The sequence below is a fragment of the Aquimarina sp. AU58 genome, assembly GCF_900312745.1.
GTDB lineage: Bacteria > Bacteroidota > Bacteroidia > Flavobacteriales > Flavobacteriaceae > Aquimarina > Aquimarina spinulae.
The window spans coordinates 84274-99121 of record NZ_OMPD01000013.1 but is presented as its reverse complement, the minus strand read 5'-3'; the positions used below and the strand labels follow the sequence as shown (position 1 = coordinate 99121).

At 33.9% G+C, this 14848-nt stretch carries 14 protein-coding genes; 8 read left to right on the top strand and 6 right to left on the bottom strand.

Translation table 11 applies throughout. From position 1 onward, the window contains the following. Positions 1-41 precede the first annotated feature (41 nt). On the bottom strand, positions 42-2210 hold the full coding sequence (locus DK441_RS10785) for a prolyl oligopeptidase family protein (RefSeq protein WP_109098736.1): 2169 nt from the start codon (positions 2208-2210) through the stop codon (positions 42-44). Between the two features lie 195 nt (positions 2211-2405). Further along, positions 2406-2774 (bottom strand): DoxX family membrane protein, encoded by a 369-nt coding sequence (locus tag DK441_RS10780; protein WP_109098735.1) that lies wholly within the window; start codon positions 2772-2774, stop codon positions 2406-2408. Positions 2775-2954: 180 nt separating this feature from the next. On the opposite strand from DK441_RS10780, the gene DK441_RS10775 reads away from it, so the two are divergent. Beyond that, positions 2955-5501, top strand: a complete 2547-nt coding sequence (locus tag DK441_RS10775; protein ID WP_109098734.1) for a M14 metallopeptidase family protein — start codon at positions 2955-2957, stop codon at positions 5499-5501. A 79-nt stretch (positions 5502-5580) separates the two neighbouring features. Here DK441_RS10775 and DK441_RS10770 read toward each other — a convergent pair whose 3' ends face one another. The 4 genes from DK441_RS10770 to DK441_RS10755 all read right to left on the bottom strand — a co-directional run bounded on the left by DK441_RS10770 (position 5581) and on the right by DK441_RS10755 (position 9081). Further along, positions 5581-6573 carry an aspartate-semialdehyde dehydrogenase gene (locus DK441_RS10770; protein WP_106791877.1) on the bottom strand — a complete coding sequence of 331 codons (993 nt, stop codon included), beginning with the start codon at positions 6571-6573 and terminating at the stop codon, positions 5581-5583. A 237-nt stretch (positions 6574-6810) separates the two neighbouring features. Then, positions 6811-7227: a large conductance mechanosensitive channel protein MscL gene (mscL, locus tag DK441_RS10765; RefSeq protein WP_025664620.1), complete on the bottom strand. Its 417-nt coding sequence runs from the start codon at positions 7225-7227 to the stop codon at positions 6811-6813. A 101-nt stretch (positions 7228-7328) separates the two neighbouring features. Continuing rightward, positions 7329-8441: an alanine racemase gene (alr, locus tag DK441_RS10760; RefSeq protein WP_109098733.1), complete on the bottom strand. Its 1113-nt coding sequence runs from the start codon at positions 8439-8441 to the stop codon at positions 7329-7331. Next, complete coding sequence (locus DK441_RS10755; RefSeq protein WP_025664618.1) at positions 8434-9081, bottom strand: thymidine kinase; 648 nt, start codon at positions 9079-9081, stop codon at positions 8434-8436. The genes alr and DK441_RS10755 overlap by 8 nt, the downstream gene beginning before the upstream one ends. A gap of 105 nt (positions 9082-9186) precedes the next feature. Between DK441_RS10755 and DK441_RS10750 the strand changes: the two genes are divergently transcribed. The 7 genes from DK441_RS10750 (at position 9187) to DK441_RS10720 (ending at position 14840) form a co-directional block, all read left to right on the top strand. Beyond that, positions 9187-10014, top strand: coding sequence for a hypothetical protein (locus tag DK441_RS10750; RefSeq protein WP_109098732.1), 828 nt, complete (start codon positions 9187-9189; stop codon positions 10012-10014). A 9-nt stretch (positions 10015-10023) separates the two neighbouring features. Continuing rightward, entirely contained in the window at positions 10024-10368 is a 345-nt protein-coding gene (locus DK441_RS10745; RefSeq protein WP_370444310.1) for a DoxX family protein, read from the top strand. Continuing rightward, positions 10368-11039, top strand: a complete 672-nt coding sequence (rsmI, locus tag DK441_RS10740; protein ID WP_109098730.1) for a 16S rRNA (cytidine(1402)-2'-O)-methyltransferase — start codon at positions 10368-10370, stop codon at positions 11037-11039. The genes DK441_RS10745 and rsmI overlap by 1 nt, the downstream gene beginning before the upstream one ends. 232 nt (positions 11040-11271) lie before the next feature. Continuing rightward, complete coding sequence (locus DK441_RS10735) at positions 11272-11970, top strand: M50 family metallopeptidase (RefSeq protein ID WP_109098729.1); 699 nt, start codon at positions 11272-11274, stop codon at positions 11968-11970. Positions 11971-12204: 234 nt separating this feature from the next. Next, on the top strand, positions 12205-12954 hold the full coding sequence (locus DK441_RS10730; protein WP_109098728.1) for a hypothetical protein: 750 nt from the start codon (positions 12205-12207) through the stop codon (positions 12952-12954). Between the two features lie 10 nt (positions 12955-12964). Next, a complete protein-coding gene (locus DK441_RS10725; RefSeq protein WP_109098727.1) occupies positions 12965-13645 on the top strand; it encodes a hypothetical protein in 681 nt (226 codons plus the stop codon). Positions 13646-14057: 412 nt separating this feature from the next. Then, complete coding sequence (locus tag DK441_RS10720; RefSeq protein WP_074406835.1) at positions 14058-14840, top strand: sensor histidine kinase; 783 nt, start codon at positions 14058-14060, stop codon at positions 14838-14840. Positions 14841-14848: the final 8 nt, after the last annotated feature.

Sequence of the window (14848 nt, the reverse complement as noted above, 5' to 3'; positions counted from 1 at the left end):
TTATAGTTTGCGGAGATATTTACGACTCTCAGTTAAAAAGATTACCCTTTTACTTCGTCGGTAACTTTTTCTGGTAATACTTCATATCCCATATTGTAGAGAGTAAACCCAAAAATATCGGCATATTGTTCTATAGTTTTGCTTACCGGTGTTCCTGCACCATGACCGGCTTTGGTTTCAATTCTAATCAATGTAGGATTATCACCAGATTGTTTTGCTTGTAGCTGTGCTGCAAACTTAAACGAGTGTGCTGGTACAACACGGTCATCATGATCTCCTGTAGTAACTAGAGTAGCAGGATACTGTACATCTGCTTTTACATTATGTACAGGAGAATATCCTTTGATGTAATCAAACATTTCCTTACTTTCTTCTGATGTACCATAGTCATATGCCCATCCTGCTCCTGCAGTAAAAGTATGATAGCGTAGCATGTCTAAAACACCAACAGCTGGTAGTGCTACTTTCATAAGATCTGGTCGTTGTGTCATTGTAGCACCAACAAGTAGTCCTCCATTAGATCCGCCGCGAATAGCCAAATAATCACTAGATGTATATTTATTTTCTATAAGATATTCTGCTGCAGCGATAAAATCATCAAATACATTTTGCTTTTGCATTTTTGTTCCGGCAACGTGCCATTTTTTACCATACTCACCACCACCTCTTAGATTAGGTACTGCATATACTCCGCCTTGCTCCATCCATACCGCATTGGCAATACTAAACGCAGGAGTAAGGCTAATATTAAACCCACCGTATCCATATAAGATGGTTGGATTTTTACCATTAAGCTCTATCCCTTTTTTATAGGTGATAATCATTGGGATTTTTGTGCCATCCTTAGAAGTATAAAAAACTTGTTTGCTTTCGTAATTTTCTGGGTTGAAGTCGATTTTTGGTTTACGATATAATTCTGAAGTACCTTTTGCAATATTGTATTTATAAATACTACTAGGTGTTTTATAGTTGGTAAAGGAGTAATATAATTCTTTTTCTTCCTTTTTAGTGCCAAATCCATTTGCGCTTCCTACTCCGGGTAATGCTACTTCACGAATCAATTTACCATCATAATCATACTGCAATACTTTAGAAACAGCATCAACCATATATCCTGCAAAGAAGTATCCTCCTCCTGTATTAGGGCTTAATACATTTTCGGTTTCGGGAATAAAATCTTTCCAGTTCTCTGGAGTTGGATTAGAGGCGTCTACCGTTACAATCTTCTGGTTAGGAGCATTTAGATTGGTAACAAGGTAGAGCTTAGAACCTACATTTTCTATAATATAAGTATCACTATCTGTGGTTCCCATAATAGTAACGAGTTTACTATTTGGATTTGTAAGATCTTTGATAAATAGCTTATTTCCTGATGTAGAAACACTTGCAGAAATAATAAGATATTGGTCATCCTCGGTAACACTTGCACCAATATATCTATGCTTTTCTTCTGGGGTACCGCCAAAAATTAAGGCATCGTCTTTTTGAGAAGTACCCAGAGTATGGTAGTATACCTTATGTTGATCTGTTTTGGCAGAAAGCTCACTTCCTTCAGGCTTATCGTAGCTAGAGTAGTAAAAGCCTTCGTTACCTTTCCAGGATATCCCAGAAAACTTAACATCAACAATAGTATCTTCTATGATCTCTTTGGTTTCAGCATTTTTAACAATTACTTTACGCCAGTCACTACCTCCTTCAGAAATAGAATAGGCTACAAGTTTTCCATTTTTAGAAAAAGATACTCCACCCAGAGATGTCGTACCATCTTTACTAAAGGTGTTAGGGTCTAGAAAAACTTCGGGCTCATCACCTTCATTCTTAAAACGATAGATAACATATTGGTTTTGAAGTCCGTCATTCTTATAAAAGTAGCTATAATCTCCTTCTTTAAAAGGAGAGCCAACTTTCTCATAATTCCAAAGGTCTGATAAACGTTTTTTTAGATCTTTTCTAAAAGGAATATTTTCTAAATACCCAAAAGTGGTTTTGTTTTGTGTAGCGACCCAGTCTTCGGTCTCTTTGCTACGATCATCTTCTAACCACCGATATGGATCTTCTACTTGAGTACCAAAATACGTATCTACTGTATCTACTGTTTTAGTTTCAGGGTAGTTCAATGCAATGGTAGTTTTAGAGGTTTCTTCTTTAGTTTCGTTTTTGCAAGCCACCATTACTGTAATGATGGATAATACAAGGATTGCTTTTTTCATGATGTAATGCGTTAGATTCACAAATCTATCAAAAGATGTGGGTATAAATGCTAAAGAAAATATAAAAAAGACTGCTCCGCAATTAACCTGTAAAGAAAGTAAGGTTTCTACCATATTGCTTTGGGGTATAGCACTATGTAGGATTAATATGTAGGAGCAGTCAGAATTTTCTGTAAGAAACGAAAAATTTTGGTTTTAGAAAAGTGTTTTATACTTGTCCCAATATTTAAATATTAAAAAAGCATTTATAAGGAAAACTAACGCTCCGGGACCAATGTTGGCAGGATCTAATGTGGCATGAAACAAAATAATATTTACAGAAATAGGGGCTAATAATATCAAGGCAAAGGGAATGGCTTTATTTGTAAGAAGCAAAAGTCCAACAATCACTTCGATGATTCCTACTACTTTTAGTACATAACTATTGGCTAATGCACCAAAAAAAATACCAGCATTGGGATTGGCAAATTCAAAAGCAGGCATGAATTCAAAAAATTTATTACTTCCAAAAACGACTAACATTGCTCCCAATAGTATTCTTAAGATTAAAATCAATTTATTCATTTTTAATATTTTTTAAGGGATTAAATTGCTGTATTAGAGGGAGAAATGTTAAAAACCTTACAAATATCAAGGAAAACCAGAGTTAAAAAAATACCTTTCGAGATTATACATTGATCTGTCTCTTTATTATAAGTGACTTCAATTATTTTTATGTGGCTAATCTATTTAATCTAAAAACTAATGAAACTAATTAACTTGCTAAAAATCAACTTTTTGGTTTGTGTATTCTCTGTTTTTTCTGCTACTGCGCAGGATTATTTTCTTAAAGACAAAGCACCTTTTAATTCAGAAATCCCTTCACCCGAAGAATTTCTTGGATATCCTATTGGACAGCAGCATACGCGCCATGATCAAATTGTAGCATATTTTATTAAACTTGCACAAACTTCTGATCGGGCAACGATCACTAGCTATGGAAAAACTCATGAAAACAGAAAATTAGTAATACTTACTATTTCTACTCCAGAAAACCTAAATAAGCTTTCTGTACTAAAACAACAGCATTTGGCATTTACCAATCCTTTTGAGACACCTACTAACTATGATGCAGTACCAATTTTTGTTCAATTAGGATATAATGTACATGGTAATGAACCTTCTAGTTCAGAAGCTGCTATGTTAACAGCATATACATTGGTGGCATCTACTAGTGCAGAAGTGAAAAATTATATAGAAAATGCTGTAATATTTATTGATCCGACAATCAATCCAGATGGGCGTGACAGACATACGCAATGGGCAAACCAATTTAGAGGAACTCCTTTGGTAAGTGATAATTATGATGCAGAGCATAACGAAATGTGGCCTCGGGGACGTACTAACCATTATTGGTTTGATCTTAATCGTGATTGGTTGCTAGGGATTAATCCAGAGAGTCGAGGAAAATTACAATGGTATCATGAGTGGTATCCTAATGTGGTGACCGACTTTCATGAAATGGGAACGAATAGCACCTATTTTTTTGAACCTATGAAACCCATTGGTTCTCAGGATCCTATTATGCCTAAAGAGAATTATGAGGATCTAAACAATTTGTTTGCTCCGTATTTTTCTAAAGCTTTGGATAATATTGGCTCATTTTATTTTACCAAAGAAGCTTTTGATGGCACCTATCCTGGATATGGTTCTTCGTATCCCGATTTACAAGGAGCATTAGCACTATTGTTTGAGCAAGCTAGCTCTCGCGGGCATTTACAGGATACAGATTATGGAACCATATCGTTTCCATTTACGATTCGTAATCAGTATATATCTAGTATTGCTACTGTTAAAGCTGCGGTTGATAATAAGAGCAAACTTCGTAAATATCAACAAGACTTTTTTAAATCGGCGGTTAGTGGTACTTTCAAAAAAGGAAATGAGGCGTATGAGTTTGGTGATGCATATGATCATAATAGAAATAAAGCTTTTATAGATAAACTATTACTTCATCATATAAAGGTTTATAAAAAAGGATCGCGTTTTGTTGTGCCTGTAAAGCAGCCTCAACAGCGTATGGTACAAACGATTTTTGAAACCTATAATAAGTATCGTGATAGTGTGTTTTATGATGCGTCGGCCTGGAGTATAGCCAATTTTTATAATATGAAATATAAAGGCTTAAAATCTGCTGATATAAGCGAGGAAATTCTCTCAACAGATGGACTGGTGAATGTTTCAAAAGTATCAAAATCTGACTATGCATATATCATGGATTGGGATGATTATAATGCCCCGGCAGCTTTATATTTTATGCAGTCTAAAGGATTAAAAGTAGCTTCAGCATTTAAACCTTTTAGTAGTATAACTTCAGAAGGAAATAAAAGCTTTAATTATGGTAGTGTGATGGTACCGGTAAGTAAGCAGAAGAAAACCAATGACGAGGTTTATGCAATCATTAAAGAAGCACAGGATACATATGATGTGCCCATATATTCAGTAGATTCTGGTTTTAGCGTATCAGGAATTGATTTAGGGAGCAGGAATTTTCAGAAGTTGGATAAACCAAAAGCATTATTATTGGTTGGTAAAGGCGTTAGTTCTTATGAAGCGGGAGAGGTATGGCATTTGCTGGACACACGAGTGCATATGCCTATAACAAAATTACAAATTAGTGATTTTGGCAATGTACCTTTAAAAAAATATAATGTATTGGTTATGGTTTCGGGAAGATATAATACATTAGATTCTCTTCGTCAGAAAAAAATAAAAGATTGGGTATCACAAGGAAATACCTTGGTTACTATTGCTAGAGCTTCAAAATGGGCGATTGATAAGAAAATTGTAAAAGAGAAACTTACCAAAAAACCAAAGGATACAATAAAAAGTAAAGAAATAAAACGATTACCTTATGTTGATGCAGGAGAGCATATTGGTCGTGAGCGTCTGGGAGGTGCTATTTTTGAAGTTGATCTGGATATCACTCATCCTTTAGGTTTTGGGTATCGTGATACTTCTCTTCCGGTATATAAAAATAATGAGGTGTTTATTGCCCCCAGTAAAAATCCATATTCTACGATTGCCAAGTATACAGAAAACGCACATATAGATGGTTATATTTCTGCTGATAACTATGAAAATTACTTAAAACCTTCGGCTTCGTTAATTGTAAGTAAATTAGGTAGTGGACGTGTAATTCTATTTGCTGATAATCCCAATTTTAGAGGTTCTTGGTATGGCACCAATCGTCTGTTTTTGAATGCATTGTTTTTAGGAAATCATATATCTGTGCCTAAAGTAAGAGAATGAAAAATTATCATGATTAACTAAAAAAACCCTTGCTTATATTCAGAAAGCAAGGGTTTTTTAATACTATTGTTAGGATAGACTACCCTATAAGTTCATTTTCAACTAGGTATTCTCCTATCTGCACTGCATTAGTAGCAGCTCCTTTACGTAGATTATCTGATACTATCCACATATTAAGAGCATTCTCCCTAGAGTGATCTCTTCTAATTCTACCTACAAAAACATCGTTTTTGCCTTCGGCATAGATTGGCATAGGATACGTATTGGTATCAGGATTATCCTGTACAGTAACTCCAGAGGTTTCGTTTAGAAGTTGTCGTATTTCGTTTTCATTGAAATCACTATCAAATTCGAGATTTACACTCTCACTATGCCCACCAACTACAGGAATACGAATTGCTGTTGCTGTTACTGCAATAGTACGGTCATCAAGAATTTTTTGAGTTTCGTTTACCAATTTCATCTCTTCTTTGGTATATCCGTTTTCCTGAAACACATCACAGTGCGGGATGGCATTACGGTGAATAGGATATGGATATGCCATTTCTCCTTTTTCACCAGCATATTCATTTTCTAATTGCTGTACTGCTTTTACTCCGGTACCTGTTATAGATTGGTACGTAGAAATCACAGCACGGTTTATCTTATATTTATCATGTAATGGACCCAAAGCCATAACCAATTGTATAGTAGAACAATTAGGATTAGCAATAATTTTATCTTCTTTGGTCAATGATTTAGCATTGATTTCTGGAACAACTAGTTTTTTTGTAGGATCCATTCTCCATGCAGACGAGTTATCGATAACAGTTATTCCTGCTTCTGCAAATTTTGGAGCCCATTCTTGAGAAGTACTTCCTCCAGCAGAGAATAAGGCAACATCTGGTTTCATTTCTATGGCAGTAGCAAGTCCTACTACAGAAAACTCCTTGCCTTTATATGAAATTTGTTTCCCAATAGATCGTTCTGACGCTACAGGAATTAATTCTGTTACCGGAAAATTTCTTTCTTCTAATACTTTTAACATTACGGTTCCTACCAGACCGGTAGCACCTACTACAGCTACTTTCATCAGTTTATATTTGTTTTCATTTTCGCATAGCGAAAGTCATACACTTTTTAATTTCATACAAATTTGAGGAATATTTCCTAGACGACAAGCATTTATGTCGAAAATGTAGAAATTTATACTATTTGTTTATTATATAACAACGTGTAAAAAAGAACCGCCCTTAATTTGGGCGGTTTAGTGTGTTAGAATATGTAGTATAGCGGTAGCTATAGATAATTCGGTATATTATTGAGCATTTTATTTTTTTAATAAATCTCGTATCTCTGCTAATAACTCTTCTTGAGTTGGTCCGGCTGGTGCTGCGGGAGCTTCTTCTTCTTTCTTTTTAGATTTTTCATATGCTTTAAGTACCATAAAGATAAATAAACCTACAATAATAAAATTAATTATTGCCTGTATCAGGTTACCATAGGTCATAACAGCAGCACCTGCTTCTTGAGCAGCAGCAAGAGTAGCATATTCTCCACCATCGAGAGCAATAAACTTTTGAGTAAAATCTGTTCCACCAGTTATAACACCAACAATAGGCATTATGATATCTGCTACTGCAGAACCAACAATTTTATTAAATGCACCGCCGATTACAACAGCAGTAGCTAGCGCAACGATGTCTCCTTTTAGTAAGAAAGATTTAAAATCTTTAAAAAACCCCATAATTAATTTTATTTAGATAGTTAGTAATGCACTAATTTAACGAAAAATTAAAATAATTATAAGAATGGTTCTGTCTAATACATTTCGTTTTTCGTTAAAAATCAATTATCGTCGACAACAACACGTTTTACCCTAGGAGAAATTGCAGTAAGTAGTTCATAAGAGATTGTTCCAGAATTTTCGGCTACTGTGGCTGCACTCGAATCTGCATCAAAAATAACCACTTCATCTCCTTCTTTACAATCAATATGGGTAACGTCTACCATGATCATATCCATACATACATTACCAATAACATAAGCTTTTTTATTATGTATGGTTACAAATCCTTTTTTATTTCCATACTGTCTGCTAATCCCATCGGCGTGCCCGATAGGTATGGTAGCGGTTTTTGTAAATTCTGAAGCAATGAATGCTCGGTTATACCCTAATGATTCTCCGGGTTCTAACTCATGAATTTGCGAGATTACCGATTTTAATCCTGCCACAGGTTTTAATGCAGCATCGTATTTTGCATCGTTTCCGTATCCATACAATCCTATCCCGGCTCTTACCATACCAAAATGTGCTTCGGGATAATTAAGAATCCCAGAGGTATTAGATTGATGAAGTATGGGCGTGTACCCTAACTTATCAATCATATGATTAGCAATTTCATTAAAAGAATTGATCTGTTGTATCGTAAAATCTCTTTCTGAAGCATCTTCACTAGCCGCCAAATGAGAAAGAAGAGCAACTACTTTAATTGCTTCAGTTGTATTGAGATTTTCAATAATATGGTCAATATCATTTTCCCAAAAACCGATTCGGTTTAACCCTGTATTGAATTTGATATGAACCGGATACTCTTTTTGACCCAAAGTAGTAGCTGTTGTTATAAATGTTTTGAGAACTCTTAAGCTATATAGACTAGGCTCTAATTGATATTCGATTAATTTTTGAAAATTTATAGGCTGTGGGTGCAATACCAGAATAGGAGTTTTTATTCCTGATTCTCGAAGTGCAATACCTTCTGATACATAAGCAACGGCAAAATAATCGGCTCCTATTTTTTCTAAGTGTTTTGCAATTACAGAAGCATCACTACCATATCCCGAAGCTTTTACTACAGCTAAGATTTTAACATTAGAGTTAACCTTGCTTTTTAAATAATTAAAATTATGAGTAAGATGAGCCAGGTTGATCTGCAAAACGGTTTCTTTTACGCTACTCATCAGTTTTTTCAGTTTTTTTTGATACTTCTTTAGGATCTTTAACCTCCATTTGATTTACTTTTTCTTTCAGCATGGCTTTATAATATGCAGCTCGACTTAAAGGTTCATACTCATCTGTTTCTCCTAATAAAACCAAATCATCTTTAGTCGATTTTCTATAACTAAACTGAGCAAGATTTCCTGTCCTGGTACAAACAGCATGTACTTTGGTTACATATTCTGCTGTAGCCATCAATGCGGGCATTGGCCCAAAAGGATTTCCTTTAAAATCCATATCTAATCCAGCAACGATAACGCGAATTCCTTTATTCGCCAAATCATTGCAGACCGATACAATTTCATCATCAAAGAATTGTGCTTCATCGATGCCAACAACATCACAGGTATCGGCAAGAATTCTAATATTAGCTGCTGCAGGAACAGGAGTAGAACGAATCTCATTAGCGTCATGAGAGACTACCATTTCATCGTTATACCTAACATCAATTGCAGGTTTAAAAATTTCAACATTTTGTTTGGCAAATTGTGCACGTTTTAATCTGCGAATCAATTCTTCGGTTTTACCCGAAAACATAGAACCACAGATTACTTCTATCCACCCAAATTGCTCTTTATGATTTACCGTATTTTCGAGAAACATTTTGTATTTTTCAGCATCAATTAAAGAAATCCCTTCTCCTTACTCTAAAGATGAGGTAAATTTATTAAAAAACAAAAAGCAGTATTGTAAACGAATAAGAAAGTTATGAAGAAGAAATTGGAAGCGGAACTTATAAGTATTGCCCATAGAATATTACAACTTAAGGATAAGACTACCTTATCTCAGTTACAGGAAGAAGCCCGTGAGTTATATGAAAAGTTAACTATTCTTAATTTTTCTGAATCTCATTTTGCAGGGCCACAGCCTACTATTGGTCAGATTAAAGAAGCCCTGGATACTAATGAACCAGATACCTCTGATACATCAAATGAATCAGACGAATTAAAAAAAGTAAGGCAAAAAATCAAAGCGATTATTGATCCCAAACCAATTTCTGATAAAAAACAAGAATCTATCCCCGAACAATTTTCTTCGCCAAAGAGTGATCAGGAACAAAAAGAGGATAGTGTTGATACTATAGAAAATAAGCCCGAGATTATTATTGAAGAAATTAATGCGAGAGTTACCGAAGATCTTTTTGTACCTGCAAGTAGTAAAGTAACAGAAGAACCGGTTTCTTTTTCAGATTCGATCCCTCCTCAATCAACATATGAAAAAAATGATAAGGAGAATGTTACTCCAACTGTAGAAGATATATCAGATGCCAATGATCGACCTAAATCTCTTAATGATCAATTAAGAAAAGAAATTCATATTGGTCTTAATGATCGTTTAGCATTTATAAAATACCTTTTTGGAGGGAGTGCTCCCGATTATAATCGTGTATTATCCCAATTAAATACATTAAGAGGTAAAAGTGAAGCAGAAGAATTTATCACAACTATGATAAAGCCCGATTATCAAAATTGGGAAGGTAAAGAAGAGTATGAAGAGCGTTTTATGGATATTGTTCTTAGTAAATTTGATCACTAAATAAAGATTATGAAAATTATATATTGGATTGCCACGATTGCTTTATGCGTTATAATGCTGTATTCTGCCCAGATGTATTTTTTTAAAACTGAAATGGTAAAAGGTTTTTTCGAAAGTTTTAATTACCCTACATATATCGTAATCCCACTGGCAGTAGCAAAAGTATTAGGGATAACAGCTATTCTAACAAATAAAATAAAATGGCTCAAAGAGTGGGCATATGCAGGCTTCTTCTTTGATTTGGTATTGGCTACTTTAGCACATTATCATGCAGAGCACCCCATAGGATTATCGGTATATGCAATTTTAATCCTTATCGTTTCCTACGCTATTGGTAAAAAAATAAGACCTTAATGTCAAAATTATACCTCGTACCTACACCAATTGGGAATCTTGATGATATGACTTTTAGAGCTATAAAAGTTCTTAAGGCGGCAGATTTGATATTAGCCGAAGATACCCGAACCAGTGGAAAATTGTTGAAGCATTTTGAGATAACAACTCCTATGCAAAGTCACCATATGCATAATGAGCATAAAATGGTGGATCGTATTATTCAAAAATTAAGTGCTGGAGAAACTATTGCCTTAATAAGTGATGCCGGTACTCCTGCAATAAGTGACCCTGGATTTTTACTCACCAGAGCATGTGTAGAGCAAGGAGTAGCGGTGGAATGTCTTCCCGGAGCAACGGCTTTTGTGCCGGCTTTAGTTAATAGTGGTTTACCTAATGATAAATTTATCTTTGAAGGGTTTCTACCCGTAAAAAAAGGAAGGCAAACCAGATTAAAATTTTTATCCGAAGAATCCAGAACGATGGTGTTTTATGAATCTCCTCACAAATTGATTAAGACATTAAGAGATTTTGCAACCTATTTTGATGCAGATCGACAAGTTTCGGTATCACGAGAACTAAGTAAACTTCACGAAGAAACTATACGAGGAACCACAGCAGAAGTCATAAAGCATTTTGAAAATAAGCCTCCAAAAGGCGAAATTGTAATTATTGTAAAAGGTAAGAAATAGAGTACTTCAATTTTTAAGGATAAAAATCGTTATGTATTTTAGCCCAGATTATGTATTAGAACTTCGTTATGAAAGTTGAAAATGCAATAAAACCTGATGTTTTCTAAGTTTTAGCATAGCACGGCTCTGGTGAAACTTAAAAATATAGCAAAGCGATAGGTTTTGAAGTAGTTTTAAGTTGTAATAGATTTTCTTATGCGTAATATGGGTTTAAGTGTAAAACTTTGATTGCATGAAAAACTACCCCTTGCTCTCTATACTAGGAATTAGTCTGCTTGTTTTTTTATTGTGGCAACTACCCTATTTTGGATTTATACAATACCCGTTATTACTATTAGGTACCTGGTTTCATGAAATGGGCCATGGCTTAACAGCAATATTGGTGGGAGGTAAGTTTATCTACCTCGAAATATACGAAAACGGCGGAGGTGTAGCGTACTCTAATGTTTCGGCCAGTTACTTACCTTTTAGTATCGCCAGAAGTATTACTGCAGCGGGAGGTTTGTTGGGTCCGGCAATTTCGGGAGCTATACTTATAGCTTCGGCCAGAAATAAAATAAGCTCTAAAATCGCACTATGGTCACTAATTATAATAATGGTACTATCACTATGCTTGTGGATTCATGAACTGCTGGCATTAATTATCCTAAGCGTTTTTGCTGCACTTCTCTTTTTTATTGCAATTCTTAGAGTAAGAAAACTCGAAGCTTTTACACTCTTGTTTTTAGGAACTCAATGTGTATTAAGCTCATATCTACAAATAGGATATCTATTTACAAAACAATTCGAACGAGATGGGAAAATACAATATTCTGATACGCAAATGATTGCAGCTCATTTACCTGGCACCTATTGGATGTGGGCCATATGTATTCTACTAATTTCCATGTACCTGCTGTATAAAAGTTATCGATATTATCTAAGAAAATGATGTTGTAGCAAACCTTGTTTTTGTGTAAATCACTTACGTTTTACATAGTTAGTAGTGTCTGGATGTTTTCTTAAAAAAGACATATAAAAAATCGAAAAAAAACCAGAAATTAAAATACGTGGTAAATACGTGTTTTTATATGGTAATTACCTGTAAATTCCTTTTGTAACAAAGCATGCAGGTTTTTTTTGATTAACTTTAATACTAATTATTAACTTATAAATATATCATCCAATGGAAAACGTAATCACACAAGAAAACACCCTAATTACAGAAGAAATTTTTAAAGAATCTACCACGCTGTGGAGAAATGCAGATGTACTACAATTAACACATCATTTTCATAAACTAGATCCTGTTGTAGGGCAATATGAACGAGTGTATTATTTTAGTATGAGCAAAGATGATGTTAAACGTTTTAATGCTATACAAGAGATTAAAACTTTTACTATGTACATGGCTTTGAAACGTGGATATAAAGAAAAGTTTACATTTTTTCCAATTTTTAAGATTGTTGATATAGAAGGAAATATACAGTACTTTGGCCTGGAAGCTTTTCAAAAACCTAATATCAAAGAACCACAAAATAAAGAAACCGAACTGGGATCAGAAATTGTCCCTCTTACCTTTAAGCAAATGATTCATGATAATTGGGAAGAGGTAGATATGAGCCTGGTTGATGACTTGTTTACCGTAAAGGAAAAGAAAAAACCAATGGAGAGAGTACTTTTTTATACGGTAACAGCAGATTTGATTAATCCTTATCTGCCAAATGGTATCGAAAAAATAAAGTTTTATCCCGGATTAGATATGAACAAGTTTCAGTATAAGGATATGATATCGTTTACTCCTGTTATTGGGATCACACCCAAAGAGCCAGTAGAAAACATAATGCAACGAGCCGGTCTCATCGAATATAGCGATAATGAAGTGTTTATTGAATACTCCAAACCTTGTCCACCTACATGTCCCCCTCAGTTATAATCAAATAATAATGAGTATAGATTTTTTTGAAATTTTAGGTAATATTTCATCTTTTATAATATTAGTACCTTTACTATTATCTGTATTGAAATTTAAATCACTAAATAAAATACAGTTAAGACTTGGATACTTACTTTTAGTAACTCTAATTGTAGAATTTATATCAAATGTACTTTGGTATCAAAAAATAAATAATTTACCAGTATATCATTTTTTTACGGTAATTCAGTTTTTATTGATTGTTAATATTTATAAAAGGGCCTTATCTCAAACATTTTCAAAATATTTCTTTACTAGTTTAGGTATTGGCTTTATGGTATTTGCTGTTGTCAATATCATGTTTTTTCAAGATTTGTTTACTTTTAATTCTAATGCGACAACACTTATGGGAGCGATAGTTATTTTTTTGTCCCTAAGTTATTTTTATGCATTGCTTAAGGAAGTAAAATATAGTGCCCTGGAAACGAATCCTATGTTTTGGATCAATTCAGGGTTCTTGATTTATTTTTCTAGTAACTTAATCTTGTTTTATATTAATAATAGCATGTTTAAAGGATCAACAGAAGCTAGTTATTTGGTCTGGGGACTACATGCTGTGATAAATATTGTATTAACTATTTTTTATACGGTGGCTATATGGGTAAAACCCAAAAAGGAGACTAGTGAAAATAATGATTTTTTGATCGAATGATTTTGTCCCGAAGTGCTGGTTTTACTGTTTTTTTGAGCTATATTTATGTAAACTTTTAAAACCTAAAATCATGAAAACAATTCGTTTATTATTTTTAACCTCATTGAATTCATTTATTGCTAGACAGCAAGAAGCACCTCCAGATAATAGTGAACAAAAAAACCAATACTTAATTGGAAAAAAGTAAACCCAGAAGTCATGATGTTTGGTTTTTATTAGAATTAGACTAAAACAGGACCGTTTATTTATGAGCATTCAAAATCTTGTACCCCACAGATAATAGACTAGTCTGGAAAAGATAATTAATTAAAAAGTAAAGCGCTATAGAATATAGCATGTTACGAATAAAAAACAAGAAGTATAACTATTGTATTTTATGTAACTCTTTACTGTTTTTTATACTATTTGTTTTATGGGTGAACCCGAAGAAGCTGTTGCGTTAAAGGTTATAATCATTGGTATGGTGGTGATTTTTTTGCTATCATTATCGGTAATTATATTTTTTATTCTTTATCAGCGCAGATTGTTGGCACAACAAGAGAAACATCAAAAAATAGAATCAGATTATCAGAAAGAATTACTAAAAACCTCGATTATTAGTCAGGAAGAAGAACGAAGTAGGATTGCCAAAGAATTGCATGATGATGTGGGAGCTATGCTAACCACAACCAAATTGTATTTTGGGCAAATTACACCAGAATTGCCTCCAGAAGAGCTTAAAGGCATTGCTAAAAAAATGAGCTCTTTTTTCGATGATATGATACAAAGTGTACGTAGTATTTCTCAAGATCTAAGACCAGTGGTTCTGGAAAAATTAGGACTGATAGAGGCAACACAAAGTTTGGTGCAAACTATAAATGACTCGGGAAAGATTAAAGTACGTTTTAAGAATAATACGATAAAAACAATAGCCAAATCAAAAGAACTTAACCTGTATAGAATTATTCAGGAATTAATTACGAATACGCTTAAACATGCAGAAGCTTCTGCAATATATGTTGAGTTAAAAAATGAAGAAAATTCGTTAATTATACTTTATGAAGATGATGGAAAGGGTTTGAAACAAAAAAATCTTTTGCATAAAAAAGGGCTAGGGCTCAAAAATATAGAAAGTAGATTATCGGTACTTTCAGGAAAGATACATTTTTTTAAAAAGAGCTCTGGTATGAAAGTGAAAATTGCAATACCAGTTTGACTATAAAA

Bases quoted from the DNA above. Each gene is read 5' to 3' on its own strand.
- DK441_RS10785 (WP_109098736.1), bottom strand. From the start codon at position 2,210: ATGAAAAAAGCAATCCTTGTATTATCCATCATTACAGTAATGGTGGCT.
- DK441_RS10780 (WP_109098735.1), bottom strand. From the start codon at position 2,774: ATGAATAAATTGATTTTAATCTTAAGAATACTATTGGGAGCAATGTTA.
- DK441_RS10775 (WP_109098734.1), top strand. From the start codon at position 2,955: ATGAAACTAATTAACTTGCTAAAAATCAACTTTTTGGTTTGTGTATTC.
- DK441_RS10770 (WP_106791877.1), bottom strand. From the start codon at position 6,573: ATGAAAGTAGCTGTAGTAGGTGCTACCGGTCTGGTAGGAACCGTAATG.
- mscL (WP_025664620.1), bottom strand. From the start codon at position 7,227: ATGGGGTTTTTTAAAGATTTTAAATCTTTCTTACTAAAAGGAGACATC.
- alr (WP_109098733.1), bottom strand. From the start codon at position 8,441: ATGAGTAGCGTAAAAGAAACCGTTTTGCAGATCAACCTGGCTCATCTT.
- DK441_RS10755 (WP_025664618.1), bottom strand. From the start codon at position 9,081: ATGTTTCTCGAAAATACGGTAAATCATAAAGAGCAATTTGGGTGGATA.
- DK441_RS10750 (WP_109098732.1), top strand. From the start codon at position 9,187: ATGAAGAAGAAATTGGAAGCGGAACTTATAAGTATTGCCCATAGAATA.
- DK441_RS10745 (WP_370444310.1), top strand. From the start codon at position 10,024: ATGAAAATTATATATTGGATTGCCACGATTGCTTTATGCGTTATAATG.
- rsmI (WP_109098730.1), top strand. From the start codon at position 10,368: ATGTCAAAATTATACCTCGTACCTACACCAATTGGGAATCTTGATGAT.
- DK441_RS10735 (WP_109098729.1), top strand. From the start codon at position 11,272: ATGAAAAACTACCCCTTGCTCTCTATACTAGGAATTAGTCTGCTTGTT.
- DK441_RS10730 (WP_109098728.1), top strand. From the start codon at position 12,205: ATGGAAAACGTAATCACACAAGAAAACACCCTAATTACAGAAGAAATT.
- DK441_RS10725 (WP_109098727.1), top strand. From the start codon at position 12,965: ATGAGTATAGATTTTTTTGAAATTTTAGGTAATATTTCATCTTTTATA.
- DK441_RS10720 (WP_074406835.1), top strand. From the start codon at position 14,058: ATGGGTGAACCCGAAGAAGCTGTTGCGTTAAAGGTTATAATCATTGGT.